This is a genomic window from Mucilaginibacter sp. (assembly GCF_041660805.1).
In the GTDB taxonomy this organism is placed as follows: Bacteria; Bacteroidota; Bacteroidia; order Sphingobacteriales; family Sphingobacteriaceae; genus Mucilaginibacter.
Window position 1 is genome coordinate 84,710 of sequence record NZ_JBAZVP010000003.1, and the last position, 19,836, is coordinate 104,545.

At 41.3% G+C, this 19,836-nt stretch carries 20 protein-coding genes and 1 pseudogene; 13 read left to right on the forward strand and 8 right to left on the reverse strand.

What is annotated here, in order from left to right:
• Nucleotides 1-76 precede the first annotated feature (76 nt).
• From WC743_RS05770 to WC743_RS05780, 3 genes and pseudogenes are all read left to right on the forward strand, one after another.
• Nucleotides 77-853, forward strand: coding sequence for a DJ-1/PfpI family protein (locus WC743_RS05770; protein WP_373010898.1), 777 nt, complete (start codon nt 77-79; stop codon nt 851-853).
• A gap of 183 nt (nt 854-1,036) precedes the next feature.
• Nucleotides 1,037-1,336, forward strand: a pseudogene (locus WC743_RS05775) (epoxide hydrolase N-terminal domain-containing protein); the annotation flags it as partial.
• A 67-nt stretch (nt 1,337-1,403) separates the two neighbouring features.
• Nucleotides 1,404-1,550, forward strand: a complete 147-nt coding sequence (locus WC743_RS05780) for a winged helix-turn-helix transcriptional regulator (RefSeq protein WP_373011204.1) — start codon at nt 1,404-1,406, stop codon at nt 1,548-1,550.
• Between the two features lie 117 nt (nt 1,551-1,667).
• Here WC743_RS05780 and WC743_RS05785 read toward each other — a convergent pair whose 3' ends face one another.
• The 6 genes from WC743_RS05785 to WC743_RS05810 form a co-directional block, all read right to left on the reverse strand.
• On the reverse strand, nt 1,668-3,410 hold the full coding sequence (locus WC743_RS05785; RefSeq protein WP_373010899.1) for a hypothetical protein: 1,743 nt from the start codon (nt 3,408-3,410) through the stop codon (nt 1,668-1,670).
• Nucleotides 3,411-3,747: 337 nt separating this feature from the next.
• Nucleotides 3,748-3,975 carry an ester cyclase gene (locus tag WC743_RS05790; protein WP_373011205.1) on the reverse strand — a complete coding sequence of 76 codons (228 nt, stop codon included), beginning with the start codon at nt 3,973-3,975 and terminating at the stop codon, nt 3,748-3,750.
• 12 nt (nt 3,976-3,987) lie between these two features.
• Nucleotides 3,988-4,140: a hypothetical protein gene (locus WC743_RS05795; RefSeq protein ID WP_373010900.1), complete on the reverse strand. Its 153-nt coding sequence runs from the start codon at nt 4,138-4,140 to the stop codon at nt 3,988-3,990.
• 51 nt (nt 4,141-4,191) lie between these two features.
• Complete coding sequence (locus WC743_RS05800) at nt 4,192-4,959, reverse strand: type 1 glutamine amidotransferase domain-containing protein (protein ID WP_373010902.1); 768 nt, start codon at nt 4,957-4,959, stop codon at nt 4,192-4,194.
• A gap of 249 nt (nt 4,960-5,208) precedes the next feature.
• Nucleotides 5,209-5,847: a Crp/Fnr family transcriptional regulator gene (locus tag WC743_RS05805; RefSeq protein WP_373010903.1), complete on the reverse strand. Its 639-nt coding sequence runs from the start codon at nt 5,845-5,847 to the stop codon at nt 5,209-5,211.
• Between the two features lie 404 nt (nt 5,848-6,251).
• Entirely contained in the window at nt 6,252-6,656 is a 405-nt protein-coding gene (locus WC743_RS05810) for a winged helix-turn-helix transcriptional regulator (RefSeq protein WP_373010904.1), read from the reverse strand.
• 99 nt (nt 6,657-6,755) lie between these two features.
• Here WC743_RS05810 and WC743_RS05815 point away from each other — a divergent pair, with 99 nt between their 5' ends.
• Together WC743_RS05815 and WC743_RS05820 are read left to right on the forward strand one after the other, a co-directional pair.
• The gene (locus WC743_RS05815; protein ID WP_373010905.1) at nt 6,756-7,424 is read left to right on the forward strand and encodes an NAD(P)H-dependent oxidoreductase; all 669 of its coding nucleotides are present in this window, start codon (nt 6,756-6,758) and stop codon (nt 7,422-7,424) included.
• 372 nt (nt 7,425-7,796) lie between these two features.
• Complete coding sequence (locus WC743_RS05820) at nt 7,797-8,135, forward strand: hypothetical protein (protein WP_373010906.1); 339 nt, start codon at nt 7,797-7,799, stop codon at nt 8,133-8,135.
• An 11-nt stretch (nt 8,136-8,146) separates the two neighbouring features.
• On the opposite strand, the gene WC743_RS05825 is transcribed toward WC743_RS05820, so the two are convergent.
• Nucleotides 8,147-8,995 carry a helix-turn-helix domain-containing protein gene (locus WC743_RS05825; protein ID WP_373010907.1) on the reverse strand — a complete coding sequence of 283 codons (849 nt, stop codon included), beginning with the start codon at nt 8,993-8,995 and terminating at the stop codon, nt 8,147-8,149.
• A gap of 152 nt (nt 8,996-9,147) precedes the next feature.
• Here WC743_RS05825 and WC743_RS05830 point away from each other — a divergent pair, with 152 nt between their 5' ends.
• From WC743_RS05830 to WC743_RS05845, 4 genes are all read left to right on the forward strand, one after another.
• Nucleotides 9,148-10,623 (forward strand): mannitol dehydrogenase family protein, encoded by a 1,476-nt coding sequence (locus tag WC743_RS05830; protein ID WP_373010908.1) that lies wholly within the window; start codon nt 9,148-9,150, stop codon nt 10,621-10,623.
• Between the two features lie 15 nt (nt 10,624-10,638).
• On the forward strand, nt 10,639-10,929 hold the full coding sequence (locus tag WC743_RS05835) for a SemiSWEET family sugar transporter (protein ID WP_373010909.1): 291 nt from the start codon (nt 10,639-10,641) through the stop codon (nt 10,927-10,929).
• A gap of 54 nt (nt 10,930-10,983) precedes the next feature.
• Entirely contained in the window at nt 10,984-11,847 is an 864-nt protein-coding gene (aroE, locus tag WC743_RS05840) for a shikimate dehydrogenase (protein WP_373010910.1), read from the forward strand.
• A 77-nt stretch (nt 11,848-11,924) separates the two neighbouring features.
• Nucleotides 11,925-12,701 (forward strand): HAD-IIA family hydrolase, encoded by a 777-nt coding sequence (locus tag WC743_RS05845; protein ID WP_373010911.1) that lies wholly within the window; start codon nt 11,925-11,927, stop codon nt 12,699-12,701.
• Between the two features lie 195 nt (nt 12,702-12,896).
• Here WC743_RS05845 and WC743_RS05850 read toward each other — a convergent pair whose 3' ends face one another.
• On the reverse strand, nt 12,897-13,175 hold the full coding sequence (locus tag WC743_RS05850; RefSeq protein ID WP_373010912.1) for a 4a-hydroxytetrahydrobiopterin dehydratase: 279 nt from the start codon (nt 13,173-13,175) through the stop codon (nt 12,897-12,899).
• A 235-nt stretch (nt 13,176-13,410) separates the two neighbouring features.
• On the opposite strand from WC743_RS05850, the gene WC743_RS05855 reads away from it, so the two are divergent.
• The 4 genes from WC743_RS05855 to WC743_RS05870 all read left to right on the forward strand — a co-directional run bounded on the left by WC743_RS05855 (nt 13,411) and on the right by WC743_RS05870 (nt 19,825).
• Nucleotides 13,411-13,779, forward strand: a complete 369-nt coding sequence (locus WC743_RS05855) for a hypothetical protein (RefSeq protein WP_373010913.1) — start codon at nt 13,411-13,413, stop codon at nt 13,777-13,779.
• A 462-nt stretch (nt 13,780-14,241) separates the two neighbouring features.
• Nucleotides 14,242-14,838 carry an RNA polymerase sigma factor gene (locus WC743_RS05860; protein WP_373010914.1) on the forward strand — a complete coding sequence of 199 codons (597 nt, stop codon included), beginning with the start codon at nt 14,242-14,244 and terminating at the stop codon, nt 14,836-14,838.
• Nucleotides 14,839-14,921: 83 nt separating this feature from the next.
• Nucleotides 14,922-16,085 (forward strand): FecR family protein, encoded by a 1,164-nt coding sequence (locus WC743_RS05865; protein WP_373010915.1) that lies wholly within the window; start codon nt 14,922-14,924, stop codon nt 16,083-16,085.
• Between the two features lie 380 nt (nt 16,086-16,465).
• A complete protein-coding gene (locus tag WC743_RS05870; RefSeq protein WP_373010916.1) occupies nt 16,466-19,825 on the forward strand; it encodes a TonB-dependent receptor in 3,360 nt (1,119 codons plus the stop codon).
• Nucleotides 19,826-19,836 lie beyond the last annotated feature (11 nt).

Sequence of the window (19,836 nt, forward strand, 5' to 3'; positions counted from 1 at the left end):
AATGGCCGGATTGTTACTATGGCTGTCCTGATTTGTTAAATACATTCAGTTAATTTTGGATCTTAATGATACATCTATGAAACAGTTATTACGCTTAATGTTTTTTATTCCGTGCTTTGCATTTACGCAAGTTTATGCAACCAGATACGTATGCCCGCCATGTAACCATCCATGTGATACCAATACTTATGAGCAACCCGGTGTTTGTTCGCATTGCGGGATGACGTTAGTCGAGAAAAATCAACAGGTATTAGGGGATAAGAAAATAACCGTTTGCTTTTACTTATATGACGGAGTAGAGGTACTTGACTTTGCAGGACCGATGGAAGTTTTTTCCTATGCAGGATTCAAGGTTATTACTGTGGCAAAAACTAAAGCTCCTCTTTTGTCGCAGGGCATTTTAAAGATCACACCGGATTACAGTATTAAGGATGCTCCGCAAACAGATATTTTTGCCGTATTCGGCGGATCAGATGAAGTGGCAGCAAATGACCCCGAAGTTATTTCCTGGATAAAATCCAGAGACAGTGCTACTAAAAGCTATTTTTCTGTTTGTACCGGGGCGTTTATTCTTGGGAAAGCGGGATTGCTTGATCAACTTACAGTTACCACTTTTCATAAAAGTATAACAAATCTTCAAAAGGCTGTACCGAAAGCTAAAGTGCTTCAAAATGTCCGCTATGTTGATAATGGCAGAGTAATTACTACGGCTGGGATATCAGCTGGTATAGACGGTGCTTTGCACTTAGTTGCAAAATTGAGAGGTAAAGAAGCAGCGGAAGCAGTTGCAAAACAAATAGAATACGATAAATATGTGCCTGAACAAGGTCTGGATCTATCGCATCAGCATTAAATTGTTTAGGACATTTCAACTATCGATATAAAACGTAAGGACTAATTAAAGTTATGACCAGTCCTGTATTAGCTATACATTTGGATCCGGTGTGAAATCTGGGGGGCTGTAATTTTGCGGCAATTGTAAAAACAACGCTACCATGGAACAGCCATTTGACATACGGATCGGTCAGCCCGCTGGCCGGAGGCCATATCTGAAAATGACTGGCAATATGGCGTAAGCCTTCCTTACCTGCAAGCGTTAACCGGTTACTGGGTTAATGATTTCGACTGGCGAGAAACTGAAGAAACCGTAAACGTTTACCCACAGTATCTCATGGAAATTGAAGGCCATTTGGTTCATTACCTGCACATCAAAGGTAAAGGCAATTATGCTATTCCTTTGATCATCACCCATGGCTGGCCGGGCTCCTTCCTCGAAATGCTCAAAATCATTCCCTTGTTTACCGAAGGGAATGAGCCCTTATTCGACCTGGTTTAAGCGAAAGCTATCGATGATGCACTTTATATTATCGGGGGTAAATGGAATTTGAAATCATCGTTATACTATTGATCAAAATAAGCGGTTTAATGATCTGCAGAAAAGCATCCTCGGAATATCAACCCGTATCCTTTCCTATAAACTGAAAGCATTAGAACTTAACTGTTTTGTATCGTCCATGACGGAGCATCGCTGGCTGTCGAACACGCTTTAACTCCCTCCAATCATTCACTCAGGGCCATCGTTCATGCTTTAGATGAATGCGGCACCCAGCACCCGGAAATGATCCTGTCTAACCCGTAATCGGTGGTAACTTTACCTTGGTTAACATTTAAAATACAGGCTTGTCAATGGTCATATCTTTTATTTTCCACGCGGTTTTTAATTGCTGTTGTATTTTATTCAAAGCGAAGTCATCGCCTGTGTTTTGATAAGCCAACTTGAGCCCGGTTAATGCCCAGCCATTATGAGGATGAACAACGAGATCTTTATTTAACACAGTGATCGCTTCATTGTACCTGCCAGCTTTTAACAGCAGTTCTCCCAAATATTGCCTTGCGGGTATAGGCCAGTCACGAGGCTCATTATAAATGAGTTTGTCTTCGGCGATTACGGCCTTTTTTAAGATATCGGCAGCGGCATTATAATGATTTTGTTTCCCGGCAATAACGCCCTGCAGGATAAGCCGGGCAACACCCGCGGCTTCATAGGCTGAACTAAAATTATCAAAAGGTACTTTTAAAGAGGCATCATGCATTTTATTGTTCAGTAGCTGCAACTCCTGTTCAGCCCTGACCGGGTTGTTTTTGCCACACCAGGCTAAGCCTTTTGAAAAATGCAATAGGATGGAAGCATAGGCAACCGTATCAATCGGTTTGATTTTCAGGATATCGTCCCATTTCCCAAAACGAACCGATGTTAATACGGGTTGCATATAAATGTATTGAAAAAAATTGCCGTCGGCACCTTGTAAAGATAAATAAGCCAGGGGTATGATTGCTTTAAGTGAGTCGGACGTATTCATAGCTGTTTTATAATTACCGCCCATTTGCGCGCAGTTGATTTTTAAATGCATGTTGTGGATCTGGTATAGTACTGCTCCGTTTACTACGGGGGCATATTGTTTCAAATAAAGATCATATCCTCTGATCGCTGCGTTATTATTCTTTATTCCCCGCGGATAATCACCCGTGCGGATATAAACGTGTGAGGGCATGTGCGTGATATGCGATACCAGCGGCATCAGTGTATCCAGCAGATGGGCGCTGTTTAAAGCCATTTGCGGCGTAGCAGATGCCTCCATGGTATGGATATAATAATGGTTTGCGCCGGGATGTTTTGGATTAATAGCGAGTGCGTGTTCTAACAAGGAGCGTATTTTGCGCGTCCATGGTTTGGGTTTAAAATCGTGGGTATACAGGTTCCATGGGTGCAGTAATAGCAAGGCATCAGCATAAAGCGTTACTACATCTGCATTATTGGGATATTTTGCATATACCAATTGCATGGCCTTAACATAGTTAACTCTTAACTGCCTTACACTGATGCTATTGTCCTTACTATAGCGCTCCTGCATAGCGATGATGAGTTCCTTTTCCGGCGTAGAACAATTAGGCTTGAACGTATTAGCTTTCACAGATGCTTCGTATGCACCAGTGGGAGATACATAGTTATTGGGATAATTAATAGTTGGGCCCATAGCCAATGATTTGCCATACCAGGTCATTGCACACTCAGGGTCAAAACGGGTTGCTTTGGTAAATGATGCAATTGCTTCTATTGAATGAAAAGCATAATACATGCTTATTCCCTGGTTAAAGTAAAACTGGGCACTGTCAGACGTTGTCGTAATTTTCCATTTGTAGTTACCCCAGCCTTTTAATGCCGGAATAGCTAAACTTGAATCTGCAGCGTTATAGGCTGAACCGCATACGGCAACGCGCCCGCTTGAACCGTTAAACCCAAACGGCTTTGATGACGCGACTTTCTTCCGAAAACTGGGGTAAAAAGATTGTGCAACAAAGAAAATTGCGACCAATGCAAGGCATATAATGATGGTATATTTTAATTTCATTTAAATTACTTAAATGATAAATAGTGCATGCAATTTAAGTTTTTTATAACTGACTTTGAAGTATTTATAAAATTTAGCTTTGGATCTTATATAAGACAAAACTCCTCTTCACCGGTTTGTATAGAGGGCTTTAAATTCCTACGATCTTAATGTTCTCCGTTGATTATCTATGAAATACATTTTTACGAGCCCGGGTATTTTTCAAATCAACATAAACATACTTAGGTTGAAAGCCCCAGGCAGCGAATGTTAGGGCTTTTATTTTAAACGTTTATTCACCGAAAGCCCCTCGGAGGATTGATTCTTCTTATATCCTAAGAAATCCTCATCGAGTTAATCATTGACTGATCTGTGCTCGTATGGCATCCGTATCAATCAGCAACGATACTTCGCTGATCTTATCATCAAGCAACTTGTAAAATACGTGCTCTGCAAACAATACCTTCCTGCCATTAACCGGAATACCCTTAAATTCAGCCTTAGGGGTACAGTGAAAAATCAGGCGGCTTGCAACTTGGTTTTCGCTGGCTACAATAAAGTCAATTTTGAATTGCAGATCAGGGATGTCGCTGAAATTTTACGTGAGCATTTGCTGATAATCTTTCAACTCCATTCCTTTTTTATCATAAGCAAGATTCCCGTTAACAAACCGGTCAAGATTTTCCAGCCTTTTACTGTTCAGACAATCAACGTATCTGTTGTAAAAGGTGCTGCTCGCCGATGGATGCATGCCTGTCGCCTGTTTTCTTCTTATTAACAGCGTGAACAGAACCTGGGTTGCTTACTTCGAAAGCAAAACAAGAACAGCTTGACCAACAGCCTTGGCAGATTGTGGGTTCTGGCCGGTAACCAAACGCTGATCGTTTACCACATGTTCCTGCCAAAGACCGGATTTTTCGTAAACACCCCCTCGTTCTTTTAATTTATCTTCCAATAAAAAGGGAACAATTTTGTCCAGTTTTACAGCAGTCTCTTCTTCATCTGTAAAACCATTCACTTTCTTGCCATCCACGAGGTATTTACCATTACTCAGTTTGATATTGACAATACCTGCCGGACCGTGACAAACCGCACTGACTACGCCGCCGTTTTCATAGATCTTGCCTGCAATGGCAGCTAATTCGGTGTTATCTGCGAAATCCCACATAGCGCCATGACCGCCGGCGTAATGAATAGCCACGTAGTCAGCAGGGTAAATTTCACTGGGCTTCTTGGTGTGTTCTATTTTGTCATGATATATTTTATCGTTCCAAAATTCAGCATTCACTTTATCATTCAGATCAAAACCGTCTATAGGCGCTTTACCGCCTTTGGGACTTACGAAGTCTATTTCATATCCGGCATTTTTTAATATTTCCCAAGGATGAGAAACTTCTGAAAGGTAATAACCTGTAGGTTCGCCTGTGCTTCCCTTTTTGTCATGGCTGGTTACCACGAATAAAATTTTCTTTTTCATATTAGTTGATGTAATTGTTTGTGCAGTTGCTGTTGTTGTGAACAAAATAGCGCAACCTGCAATTGTCGCCATTCCTTTTTTTATTGCTCTCATACTTATATAACTAGTTTTAAAATTGTTACTTTTCTTGATCGTAAAAGTGGCGGGACTTGCTCCAGCTCCCGGATACGCTGTAAAAGCTGCAACCCGGGCAGTCAATTTTCCTCTACACCGTATTCGGCAAGAATGACTGAAGTTGTATTGCTGAGTGCCATATCCTTTGATTTTGTTGACACAAAGTTGCACTTATACGGACCGATGAAAAAGGAAGCTGATCACAAAATTCATGTGATCACGATCACACTATGGATGGCTTAACCTGCTTAATGCCTCCCGTGATATTCCCAGGTAGGCGGCAAGCAGGGTTTTGGGAAGGCGCTGAACTAACCGGGGCGTAAGCTCGAAAAGGCGATTGTATCTCTCCTGGGGTTTTTTATTAAGTAAAAGCAGAATGCGCTGTTGCAGGGCCACATAACCAGCATTTGATTTTTTTCGAAAAAAATTGGCGATACTGTGGAATTCGCCACAGAGTTTCTCCTTGTTTGCCGAAGACAGAACCAGCAACTCGCAATCTTCAATACAATCTATTGCTATGGTTGCCGGTGTATTGTTCATATAAGCCTGGTAATCAGAGATCCACCAGTCTTCCATTGCAAATTGCAGGATGTGTATTTTTCCGGCTTCATCCGTGTGGTACGCTTTAAGCAGCCCCTTTACTACCCAATAATCATTTATGACCCTATCATCCTCCTGTATCAAGAACTGGTGTCGTCTCAGTTTCCTGACAGTAAAATGGGAAAGGATATAGGCAAACTCATCGTCAGTAAGGTCTATTGTTTTTTCTAAATGATGTCGCAATGCTATGCTCATGGAAAAATCGCTGCTTATGCCGGTAAATTTATCTTTTTTATTCTCAGTTTTTAGCCCTAAATATCCAAACATTAGCTATCACTGTTCATTTTATGAAACTTTGGTTGACATAACAAGTTACACTCAGTAATGATAACGATAGTATGATCCATAGAATGACGGTATCGGATTGCCGGATCAGATAGTGTTAAATAATCAACAATCCCCGGAATTTACATTAAAGGACTTTTGCAAGCGACACTTTGTAACACAAAATCGATGCCCCAAGAGCACATGGAATGGTCTGGTCAGGATCTCCCGGAATATCCAGACATGTTGACTTAGGAGATGATGATGAAAAGCGATGCTGCGAGTTCCGTTTTTACCCGGAATATGGTTAAAGACTTATCAAAACACATTCAATTTCCTGACAGCGCACAGGATGAGATGCTCGATAAACTTTAAAATCAGTTTGACAATAAGGTTCGCGCTCTGCACTAAATTACCATCGCATTAGATACGTCGTTCCCTTCCTCAGTTAATTTTCCCTGAAGTTTACGGTGTTCCAGTCCCCATTGCTCCAATTGCTTCCAGACAGGTGCAAGCAACCGGGCGATGTCTGTCAGTCTGTATTCGACCCTTGCAGGAACCTCCGGGTATATGGTCCTTGTGACCAGGCCATCACTCTCCAGCTCTTTCAGGTGCAGGGCCAGCATACGGTCAGTAATATTCGGCATTATTTTCTTGAGATCTGAATAGCGTTTGGCCTGACGTTCCAGCTTATAGAGAATAATTAATTTCCAGCGTCCTGCCAGTATGTTTAATGCATAGTTCATTCCGCAGAATTCTATTAATTCGGTTTGGTTCCGATAGTTGGTAGATGTCAGTTTTCGTTTACTCATCGCTCACTTTTTTGTTAGTTAATTACAACGGGCTGTGCTCATGCTAAAGTACTGACAAGCGAATACTTTTGCCTCACAATTAAAAATTAAGACGGCAAGATGAACATTTTAATCGTATACGCACACCCCGAACCGCAAAGTATCAATGGCGCATTATTCCGGGCTGCGGAAGCACAACTGACAGCTGACGGCCATGTTGTAAAAACAACAGATCTCTACAAAATGCGGTTTGATCCCATATCTGACCGCTTAAACTTCACCAGCGTTCATAATCCCTTATACTTTAAGCAACAATTGGAGGAGATTTATGCAACCGGGGCAAATACCTTTGCTGAGCTGATCAGGATTGAACAGGAAAAAGTCGAGTGGTGTGACCTGATGATCTGGCAGTTCCCGTTATGGTGGTTTTCCGTTCCGGCCATTCTGAAAGGTTGGGTTGATCGTGTATTCGCAATGGGTCGTTTTTACAAAACGGGGTATTTTTATGAAACCGGAGTTTTCAAGGGAAAAAAAGCGTTGCTTTCCATCACGACCGGATCGCCTGCCGATGCGTACCTTAAGGATGGGTTACAGGGTGATTTGGATGGCATCCTTAAGCCTATACATCGCGGCATCCTGGGATTTACAGGGTTTTCAGTTTTACGGCCCCATGTTGTTTACGGACCGGTCAGGAATTCAAAGGAAGAAAATGCAGCAGAGATCAATAACTGGAAGGAGCGATTAAGTAATATTTCTGAAGAATCGCCGGTTAACGTTGGTAGATATTGACGCCGGCTATGCTTATTGGAGAGTCGCTGCCCAATGAAATCATTCTTGTGTTTAGCCTGGAACAAGAAAATGCGACAAAGATGTTTTTAAAGTATTAAGGCAGGCTTCCGGGAACTATTATAAAATCTGTAAATAATTAAAATTTATTTTTTTCTAAGATTTCTAAGAATTAAGTATATATCTGAATTGTACAAAAATATACCCATAATGTACAATATATACCAAGTAACAACCACCGACCTTTGTAATTTGTTATTCACATCTATTTGAATTTGCTGGTGGCGGGATTCTTCAGAGAATCAGCAATACCAATGGGATCAATTTTAATAACCGGATAAGGATTGTATGTCCTTTTCATTAAAAAAGAAGACTATGAACTCAAAGATCAATAATGTAGTAATTTTCGGAGGAACCTCTGTAAAGGCCCTTTCCATCGCCAGAGAGGTTGTTGATGCCTCCAACCGGGTTATCCTGGTTGATACTGACTGGAGTGCCCTTTCGCTGGCGGTAGATATATTAGGAAACGTCGAACACCCGCAGCATGTTGTTGCTATCCAGGCTGATCTAAAGGAGGAACGACAGGTTGAAGACCTGGTTTCTACGATCTGTTATAAATTTGGAAGGGCAGACAAGGTGTTTGACTGCCAGGAATCAAACTCAGCGCAATATCATTTACTGGAAAGAAAACTGTTAAGCAGATTTGTGGCTTAAGGAACAGCTCATCATTTGGAAGATGTCACTGTTTTTTGATAAGAGCCCGGCGAGACCTGATGATGTTTTTTAAAAAACCTGGAAAGGTGGCTTTCGTCAGTAAAGCCAAATTCCTCCGTGATCTGTTTCAGGGTATATTGTTTGGATAACATCCTCGTCTCTATCAGTTTGGCGCGGTATTGATTCACATATTCGCTGTAACCCATGCCAAATTTCCTTTTAAAATAGGCACTGAAATAACTTGGTGCAATACGGAAGTGTTTGGCAATATTTCTAATCTGGATCAATTCTGGTTTGTAAATATGATCGTGAACATAGGAAATCAGTTGTTCCTGGCCGCTATCCCTGAGGGAATAATTGGTGTCAAACTTATTCAGTGATTCTTTGATGAGCCCAAGCAGAGAAATGACCTGGTGAAAAATGATATGGGAATAGCTGATGTTAGGAAGATCCTTATAAACAACAATAATATCAATGATATTTTTAAGGATCAGTGTATTGGGATAGCTAAGCTGTAGTTTCTTCTCTTTTAGCAACTGGTTGCGCATCAATTTTGTCGGTTCATAAAGCGGGCCGCTTTCAGGACATATCTTACCTTCAAGTTCAAAATACGAGTCGGTAAATTTGATAAAAACGAAGCGTGTGCTTGTCCTGATATCAAAGGTATGGGTATCCTCCGGGCAAATCAGAAAAACATCACCTGACCTGTATTTGATACTATTGTTATTCAGGTGATGGATACCACTGCCCTTATAGATATATCCTATTTCAAAATAAGTATGCGCATGGCTTTCCATATGAAATATACGCTCCTCAAAATCATGAATAACGAGTGGTTCGAACTGTTTAAGCCTGCGCATCCGGATGAGTTCTTTACATTAAAATCTGTTCAAAGATACGCCACAATGCAAAACAATGACAACTGCTGAATTTTTACCGCACCGTTTATTCATCAGAAATGATAATGTTCTAAGCGTGGCGGGTAAGAATTCAGAGGTCAAAAATAAATACTATGAGAAGAATAATTAACGCACTTGAAAAAAAGGCACCTGTCACCGGTTTGAATTATGATCCAAAGTTGGTCAAAGCCGGAATTGCTCATATTGGAGTGGGAAATTTCCACAGAGCGCACCAGGCCTACTATACGCACCAATACCTCAATTTGACCGGTAATAAAAACTGGGGAATCGTTGGTATCGGTATAACAGCCTCCGGGAAGCGGATGGCTGAAAAGTTTGAGCAGCAAAAGAACCTGTACACGCTGACGACCTACGCCGCCGACGGATCTTCACAATTCTCCGTAGTGGGTGCTATCACCAAATATATTGCAGCATCCGTTCATCCGCAGGCCGCGATCGAGCAGTTAGCTTCGCCGGACATCAGGATCGTGACCCTTACAATTACCGAAGGAGGTTATTATCTGAATGAAAACAATGAATTCAATTATGATGATCTCCAAATCCAGCATGACCTGGCTAATCCAACAGAGCCAAAAACTGCATTTGGTTACATCGTGGAAGCGTTAAGGCGACGAAAAGAAGGAGGAATTGGTCCTTTCACGGTATTATCCTGTGACAATTTGCTGCACAATGGCGATGTAGCCCGTCAGTCGGTCATTTCTTTTGCAAAAAAGAGGGATGGTGAATTAGCACAATGGATAGCAGATTATGTCACGTTCCCTAACGCTGTAGTGGACCGGATAACGCCGGCTACAGAAAAGGAAGATTTTGAAAGGTTGAATATAGGAAGTGGAATCCGTGACGAGATACCCGTATTTGCGGAAGACTTTACTCAATGGATCATCGAGGACAATTTTTGCGCGGGACGACCGGGATGGGAACTCGCGGGTGTAATTTTCACCGAAGATGTCACACCTTATGAGCATCTAAAACTCCGTTTCCTGAATGCCTCTCACAGCATGCTGGCTTACCCGGCTTTCCTGGCAGGTTACCGGAGGGTTGATAAAGCGTTGCGAAATAAGACATTAAAGGCATACCTGGAAGATTTTATGAACAAGGACGTCTCCCCTGTCACCGGAATTCCTGCGGGTATTGATCTGGAAGGCTATAAAAAAAGACTGTTGTCCCGTTTTTCCAATGCGGCAGTGAGTGACAAAATTTCCAGGCTTTGTTTTCATGGCGGGGCCAAGATCCCGGCATTTATCCTGCCGACACTTAAAGATATGCTGCAAAAAAAAATGGACCTGCGGCGTGTTGCGTTTCTGATCGCTTCCTACGGGCACTATCTGAAGCAGGGTATGGACGATCTGTCGGGACGCTACGAGGTGGATGCCCCCGCGCTGAATGCCGATGACTGGCGACTGATCAGGGAAAATGACCATCATCGCTTTTTGCATATTTCACCATTAGCAAGTGCACGTTTGTACAGCCTTCCTGGCTTTGTAGAAACATACACGCTTTACCGAAAACACTTACTTGTTAATGGGACACTGAAAACCCTTCAGCAGATCAATTTCCAGATTATTTAATATCAAAACTACACTATGAATGCATTAGAAATATTAGGATTAATCGCTACCTTTTTTACAACCGGGGCTTATGTGCCGCAGGCCTACCGGATCATCCGAACGAAGTCGACCCATAGCCTGTCTGTTCCTACCTATACGATGATCGTAGTTGGCAGCCTGCTGTGGGTATATTATGCCTATACCAAGCAAGACACTCCGGTAATGATAGCAAATGGCGTGACCGGTATGCTAAGCTTCATTATCCTAATGATCAAACTCACGTCAAAAACTCCGGCAAAAAATGACGTTTTTATCAGCGAATTATAGGATTTATTAACGTTCAGCGCTTAAATTTCAACCCTTTAAAATAATAATCAAGTCATGAACAAAAAAGATGAGGTCAATTTTTTGCCCCGGCTGACCGGTTCTTTCGCCATGCCTGCTGCAGAGAACCCGACTGTAGCGATGATGGAAGCTGCTTTTCAGTATCACGAGCTACACTATCGGTATATCAATTGTGAAGTAACCCCGGAAAATCTGGAAGCCGCTGTGAAAGGCGCAAAGGCCATGGGCTGGACAGGTTTTAACTGTTCTATACCTCATAAAGTTAACGTGATCCAATACCTCGATGAGTTGGGTGAATCTGCCAGGATAATTGGCGCAGTGAACACTATCGTACGAAGAGGGAATGACTGGATCGGTGAAAACACTGATGGCAAGGGCTTCGTTCAGGCGATGCGGACAGTAACCGACCCCGCCGGCAAGAGCGTATTGATCTTTGGGGCCGGTGGTGCAGCACGGGCTGTAGCGGTGGAAATGGCCTTTGCCGGCGCTGCGAACATCGATATCGTTAACCGGGGTCATGAACGCGGAGAAGAATTAGCCGGTCTGATTAATGAAAAAACCGGAGCTACAGCAAGCTATTCACCATGGACACACAACTTTCAAATACGGCCGGAGACCGACATCGTTATTAACGCTACTTCTATCGGCCTTTACCCAAACGTTGATCAGCAGTTGGACATCGATTTTAATACCTTGAATGATGGTATGGTAGTTGCAGATGGTATCCATAACCCACCGCAAACACATTTTTTGCGGGAAGCGAAAAGCCGGGGCTGCAGCACGGTGGACGGGCTCCAAATGCTCGTTAATCAAGGAGTGATCGGGATAAAGTACTGGACAGGGACTGACGTCGATCCGGAGGTAATGAGAAAAGAATTGGCAGCGGTGTTAAATTTATAATCTAGTAGCGCTTACTTACGGTGAGATATCCATTTTTTATAGCCAGAAGGCTGATCTTTAAATTATACATGAATATTATGAAGCAAGGATTGTTAATCGATATGGACGGTGTTATTTACAGTGGAGAAACACTGATTGAAGGAGCTGACAAATTTATAGCTAGTTTACTAAAGGGAAATATACCCTTCGCATTTATGACGAATAACAGTCAGCCCACCAGCCTGCAGATTGTTAGGAAGCTAAAACGTCTTGGCATTACGGTCGAAGCAAATCATGTTTATACCAGTGCAATGGCAACAGGTAAATTCCTGGGCGACCAAAGCCCCGGCGGCACAGCTTACGTTTTAGGTGAGGGTGGCCTGTTGACCAGCTTGCATGAAAACGGGATCACTCTGGTGGATACAGATCCTGAATTTGTTGTATTGGGGGAAGGCAGAAACTTCACATTAGAGATGGTGCAGAAAGCGGTAGATATGATCCTCGCAGGCGCCAAGTTCATTACCACAAACAGGGACCCGTCACCCAAAAAACCGGGTTGGAATAACCTCGGTATTGCGGCGACCACAGCGATGATCGAGGAGGCTTCCGGCGTAAAAGCGTTCGTGACAGGTAAACCAAGTCCAGTTATGATGCGGTCCGCACGAAAATATCTTGGGCTGGAAACAGCGGACACTACTGTTATCGGGGATACCATGGAAACAGATATACAAGGCGGAGTCCAGATGGGGTACAAAACGATTCTAGTTTTATCCGGGATTGCAAGAAAGGACAGGCTCGGCCGTTATGCCTTCAAGCCCGATTTGATTGTCAGCTCGGTGGATCAGATTGAACTGCCTTTAAAATGGTGGGGATAAAGCTTAAAGTTATTCTCGGGTCTACCTACCTCTCATGGATACTTAATTTAGTAGGAATAGGTTCAATAAACATACAGGCACATGGCTTAAAATACGAAGCGAAGAAATAAGCAATGGTTTCCGAAAAGGTGGAAGGAAAAAAAGAGGCCGGCTTACCATCCAGGTGTTTCCAGTAAGCTTTGATATTAATGAATATCAAAGCAACAAATTGTCAATAGCCCTGGACAGCAACCTGTCCTTATCGGTAACAATATCGCCCTGGTCATGGGTTGATAACCAGATTTCCACTTTGTTCCATTCGTTTTTCCAGGTGGGATGATGCTGCTTGGATTCTGCCAACAAAGCGACCCTGGTCATAAAGGAAAAAGCTTCAGAGAAGTCCTTAAACTTGAACACTTTGTGCAATTTGTTATCAATTTCCTGCCAACCTTTCATTTCGTCTCTTTTGTAGAATAACCAAGTATGGGGCAACATGTTTTTAGGTTTTTTTTAAGGTCTCCATATTCACCTTGTATACCGGTATACAGGCGGACAACATAAATGGATATGCGCTGCGTATGCTCACCGGCTATCCGAAATAACGGTTAAAGACTTTTCATTACTCTCTTTTTTCTACATGGCAAACATAAAATAATTAATAACTACTAAATATTTTAACAAGGATAATAAAATACTAATATTTTTAGTATTAGATTTGTGGTCTGTTTTTATGGAAGCGTTTTATATTGATGTGGAGCTAAGCCGGGGCATGACCCGGATACAGGTGGACGAGGTTCCGCCTGAACAATGGCCTGTGCCCTATTCGCCACAATTTGTGATTGAATATCATAACGGGCAGCAGTTTATTACATTGACACTGCAGCTGGAACAGGGCCGCTGGTATGACCGTGATACCCGGCTTGCAGGGCAAGATTTTCACCTGCATTATTTCCAGGCCGGTAACCCCGGTTATCAAAGCCCCCTCAGTGAAACGGCCCTCCGGGAGATCGGCGAGGCGATCGGCCGCCACATGGTCGTGCACCTGTGTAATTATATGGGCTTATTTGTACCCGTTTTCCGCGAACCCTCTTTCAACTAAGCCATGGAAACAAAAAAGGAGAAAGGCATATACTACGAATTAAAAATAGCCTGATTTCCCTGGCTCCTGAAATGCAATTGAATTATCTTTCATTAAAACGATCCCGTATCCGCAAGACATTGAACAGATTTAAAAAACATTTTCCGTTTGGACGGACGTATTCGAGCCTTTTACGAAAGCATTAAAGGCAAATTGAAAGAAACCTGTCGGGAAGAAGCAGTGTGGGTTAAAGATATTTATTATAAAAGACTTTAAAGTAAGGCAAGTTATTCATTATAGCAACGTAAAGAATTCATTTTTATTAAAATATTGCATATTTTTTATGTTTTTCATTAAATATCATCTATAATTAAATTAAAAAGACTAAAAAGTTAAAATAATGTTAAAATTCAATGAAAATTATATGAAATAAATTCTATTTAGTACTATATTGGGCTAAAATTTGAATACAAACAGTTAAATATGTCAAATTTTAGCCGATATCTTACTTATACCGATGAGGAACTTGTTATTTTAGTTACCCAAAATGACAATAACGCCTTCAAGCTTTTATATAACCGCTACTGGAAAAAACTACTTATCCAGGCATATTCAAAATTACAGTCGCAGATTTTAGCCGAAGAGGTTGTACAGGACTGCTTCATTAATTTTTGGAAGCGTCGAAAAAGAATTGAATTAAAATACACATTTCGTACTTACATTGCATCCGTTGTACGCTATGAGGTAATGGCACAATTAGCCAAAAGCAATAAACACTCCAGCTTTACAGAAGATATAGACGGTATAGTGGTTGAAGATCATTCGACCCAGCAATGGCTTGACTTTGAAGAGTTAAGGGAGCATTTTGAAACAGCTGTTACAGCCTTGCCCGAAAAATGCCAGTTAATTTTCAGATTAAGCCGTGAAGGTGGATTTACGGATAAGCAGATCTCTGAAAATTTATCCATTTCACATAAAACAGTTGAAGCGCATATCAGAAAGGCGCTAAAGATACTCCGCCTAACCTTAGGTAATTTCCTAATGTTGCTTATCATAAGTGATATTTTAATCACAACTTAAATCTTTAACAAACTTATTTTAAAACGGAGTAAGGGTAAAGCATATGTTTTATACGCTATACATGTAAACAGTCGTAATTATAAATGCAACCCGTATCAAACGAAAAGATCAAAGAACTGGCTGACAAGTGGTTGAAAGGCACCATTACGGCAGATGAACGGGCAGTTTTTAATAATTGGTACAACGAGAAGCCTCTTGAGCGCCTAACCTGGCCGGCATTAATAAGTGATGAGGATTTAAAGGATAAGCTGTTTGCCAATATTATAGATGCTCAAAAAAAGTCATCCAACTTCAAAGTGGTGCATTTTTACAGGCCGTTAGCAGCAGTATTAACCCTATTCATAGGTTTGGCTGTTTTTTATAGCTTTTTTAATCAAAAGCAAAAACAGCTTTTGATTAAAAAAGCCGGTAAAATGCAAAACGACTATTCGGCGAACAATACACATCAAGTTATATTAACACTTGCCGATGGTTCAAAGATGGCATTAAGCAAATTGAGCAAAAGCACCGTAGCCAGGTATGGCAACACATTAATTAAGGAAGATGCCAACGGAGCATATATATATTATAATGTGACGCCAGCAACGCAAACCAAGGCCCTTTCGCAAATGAACAGCATTAGTACACCAAGTGGTGAGCAATATCAGATTAAGCTGCCTGATGGCACTAAGGTTTGGTTAAACGCATTGAGTTCTTTAAAATTTCCGTCCGCATTTAGTGCAAAAAGCAGGCATGTGGAACTAATTGGCGAGGCCTACTTTGAAGTGGCTAAAAATAAAAACAAGCCTTTTATTGTGAATATGCCTAAAGGAATATCAGTACAGGTACTGGGTACACACTTTGACGTGATGGCTTATCAAGATGAAAGCAATATTAATACGACGCTTATTGAAGGATCAGTAAAAGTACAAAAAGGCCATGTAAGCAAATTGATAGTTCCGGGTGAGCAGGCTGCCATTAATAACAGTATTGAGAATAACAGTATTGAGGTTGCCAATGTTGATGTACAGCAAGTTATAGCCTGGAAAAACGAGCTGTTTAGCTTTGACGGATCAGGAACGCACGAGATTATGCGACAAATAGGCAGGTGGTATGGTGTTAAAATTATATATAGCGCAAATACTCATGACCATCAATTTACCGGTTATATTTCACGCAAATCAAAATTGACTGATGTGCTGAAAATGCTCGAATTAAGTGGAGTAAATTTTTTAATTAAAGATAATGTAATTGAAGTTTTAAACTAATGCCTAAAAAATAATATATGAGCCCATAAATTACTTATGTAAGAAAACCTCATAAAGATAAAAAACCGGAAATGTCTCACCATTCCCGGCTTATAATTGATTGAGGAAAACAATTAATCTCTTCTTGTAAAGCTATTTATTATTAACCCTAATCATGCAAAACTATGCAATTAACTGCTATTTGCAAAAATGAACTTGTACTTTATTGTAAAAAGTTCGTAGCTAAAACGGCTGCAATTTTACTGCCTGTTAAAAACATTATCCCAAAAATGGCTCTAAGCAAGCCTGGCGCAATGTATAACTGCTGTACTTATTCTAAACACCTTGACAACCAAGGCTTCGTTCCGGTTTTAAGAATTAGTAAAAATGTAACAACTAAGATGAATTTGATGGTTACCCTGCTATTTGCTGTTTTTTTTCAGGCACAGGCTGTTGAAGTGATGCCGGGTATCACCATCACTAAACACCATGCCTCGTTAACCACTGTATTTGGCGAAATTAAAAAACAAACTAATTATCTGTTCTTGTATAACCAGGAATTGATAACGTTGGCTAATGAGGTAGACGTTAATGTAAAAGATGCCCCGCTTGACAAAGTTTTAAATTTGGTATTTGCAAACCAACCCTTAACTTACTCTATTGTTGATAAAACCATAGTTCTTCATCTTAAAAAACAACAGGTAGCTCCCAAGGTGCTTAAACCTGCACCGCCTTTAAGGATTGGTGGTACAGTAGTAGATGAAAAAGGACAACCTGTACAAGGCGTATCGGTTATGGTAAAGGGCTCTAAAGCCGGCACACAAACCGGGGTGGATGGCTCATACTCTATACAGGTGCCTGATGCAAGCAGTATATTGGTATTTACATTTATTGGTTATAAAAATCAGGAAGTAGCTGTTGGTAACCGCACTAACATAACTATTACCCTGGTCGAAAGTTTTGGCCAGCTTGCCGACGTGGTAGTATCAGGTTATACGGTACAAAACAGGGCAGACTTTACCGGTTCATCTGCACATATTGGCAGCAAAGATATTGCCAACAGGCCTATACCAAGCTTTGATCAGGCGCTCGCCGGCCAGGCTCCAGGTGTAAAGATTACCTCTGGAGGAGGCTCATTAAATACGCCGCCTGTTTTTAGGGTGCGCGGTACAAATTCCATTACGCTTAGTTCGTACCCACTTATCGTTATTGATGGTATCACCACTTTTACCGGCGATGTAGGTAACTCTGCAGAAAACAACCCCTTGTCAACCATTAATACTGAAGATATCGAATCTATAGAGGTGCTAAAAGATGCATCGGCTACGGCTATTTATGGTTCACGCGCAGCCAACGGTGTAGTAGTAATTACCACTAAAAAAGGTAAGCCTGGTAAGGCAAAGGTAAATTATAGCGGCTGGTTTGGCTTAAACACTAAGCCAAAGCTGCCCGATATGCTGGGGGTAACTGATTACATCACGATCAAAAATGAGTCCTTGGCTAACATTGGATCAGCACCGGCATATTTCCCGCAGACATTGGCCGATGGTTCAACCGTTTCAACCAACTGGTATGATTATGTGTACCAAACCGGTAAATCACAAAACCATAACCTTAGCGTATCCGGCGCAAGTGATGCTACCAGTTATTTTGTTTCATTAGGTTATTCGGATCAGGAAGGATTTTTGGTTAAAAATACTTTTGACCGCAAAGTTGCGAGGGCTAATTTAGATCATAAGCTAACCAAACACATTACTATTGGTACTAACTTAAGTTACGGCAATACCTTAAATAATAACTTAACCAGCGGTGTGGGCAACTCTTTTGGTTTAAATAACCTGGTGCGCGAATCAATGGTACTTCCGCCCAACCTTTCGCCTTTTAACCCCGATGGCAGCTACAACATTAATGGCAGCGGCATAGGTTATGGTGCAAATACTGTTTTAACGGGTTATTACAACCCATTGCCACAGTTAGAACATGATAAATTCACTTCAGAAAGCAACTCGTTTTTAGGATCAGTTTATGGCGAGTGGGAATTTTTAAAGGGTTTAAAGGCTAAGATTAATTACAGCATCAACAATTTAAATACAGTTAACAGATCATTTAGCAACCCATACCAGGCTGGTGGCTTTTCAACCAACGGTTCGGCTACTAATACACAAAGCCGCAACTACCGTACAGATGCTACCACAACGCTTAACTATATAACCAACATTGCAAAAAACCATAACCTTAATATATTGGCTGGGTACCAGGAAATTCACACTACATCCAATTCATTCGGGGTTACCCGTACCAACCTTACTGATAGGTATTATGAATCGTTTGAAGGTAGCTTTACTACAATCGGCGGCTCTTCAAGTGCATATGGCGAAAATGGTTTCCGTTCTTACTTCAGTAATTTGTTTTACGATTATAAGAAAAAGTACTTGTTAAGTGCCAGCTTTCGCAGAGATGGTTATTCTGGTTTGGCTAACGGGCTTAAATTCGGCAACTTCGGTGGCGGATCAATAGGCTGGAACGTTCACGAGGAAGGCTTCTTTCAAAGCTGGTCATTAGCCAAAAATATATCAAGCTTAAAAATCAGGGCCAGTTATGGGCAGGTAGGTAACGTTAATATAGGTAACTATCCTGCTTTATCTTTATACAGTTCAGGTGTATATGGCGGTGTAGCATCACTTGGTATAGCCCAGGCAGGCAACACAGATCTAAAATGGGAAACCAGTAAAAAAACAGATTTTGGTATCAACTTAGGTTTATGGCAAAATAAGATCACTATTGATGCCGATTATTTTAACAATAATATTGACGGCCTGATTTTAGCGGCTCCGCAAGCACCATCAAAGGGGATTCCTAACAACTCTATCACGGCTAATATTGGATCTATGTATAATAGAGGGTTTGAGTTTAATATTCAGGCTCATATAATTGATAAAGGCAGGTTTAAATGGACAACCGGATTAAATTACAGCACGCTGAAAAACCGTGTAACGGCTTTGGCCAGTGGTAATGCCGACTTATGGACAAGCGGCCTCGAAACTTCAAACATTACACGTGTGGGCTACTCAGTAGCATCAATTTATGTAATACCAACAAAGGGTGTTAACCCAGCCAATGGCCTGCGAACTTATTTAAACAAAGAGGATAAGGTTGTGCAATACAATCCGGTGGGTTCGGCATGGACTTATTTAGATGGTACCACAGCACCAGCGCTTGATCTATATACAGATTCGCGCATTATGGGCCCAACATTGCCAACCTATTATGGCGGTTTTAATAACACCTTTAGTTATAACAATTTTGATTTATATGTGAATGTTGTTTATTCAGGCGGCAACCAAATCTACAATGGTACCCGCGCAACCTTACTTGATAACCGCTTTTTTAATAACCAGGTGGATATATTAAGAAGATGGACAACCCCAGGACAGGTTACAGATATTCCTGCACTGCACTATAACGATCAATACGCCAGCGGTTCGGTACTCATGAACTCGGCTAATGTTGAAGATGGTGGTTACATTAAATTGGGTAATGTCCAGTTAGGATATACCATACCATCTAAATCATTAAAAAAAATAGGTATTTCATCCATCCGTGTCTACGGTTCGGCAAGTAATATCATCATACATACAAATTATACCGGGTCTGACCCTGAAATCTCTGCTAACGGAGACTCAAACACAGCTTCCGGCCGGGATAAAAACTCAGTTCCCGCTGGAAAAACCTTCACACTGGGAGTTAATGTTGGATTTTAAAAATGATATTG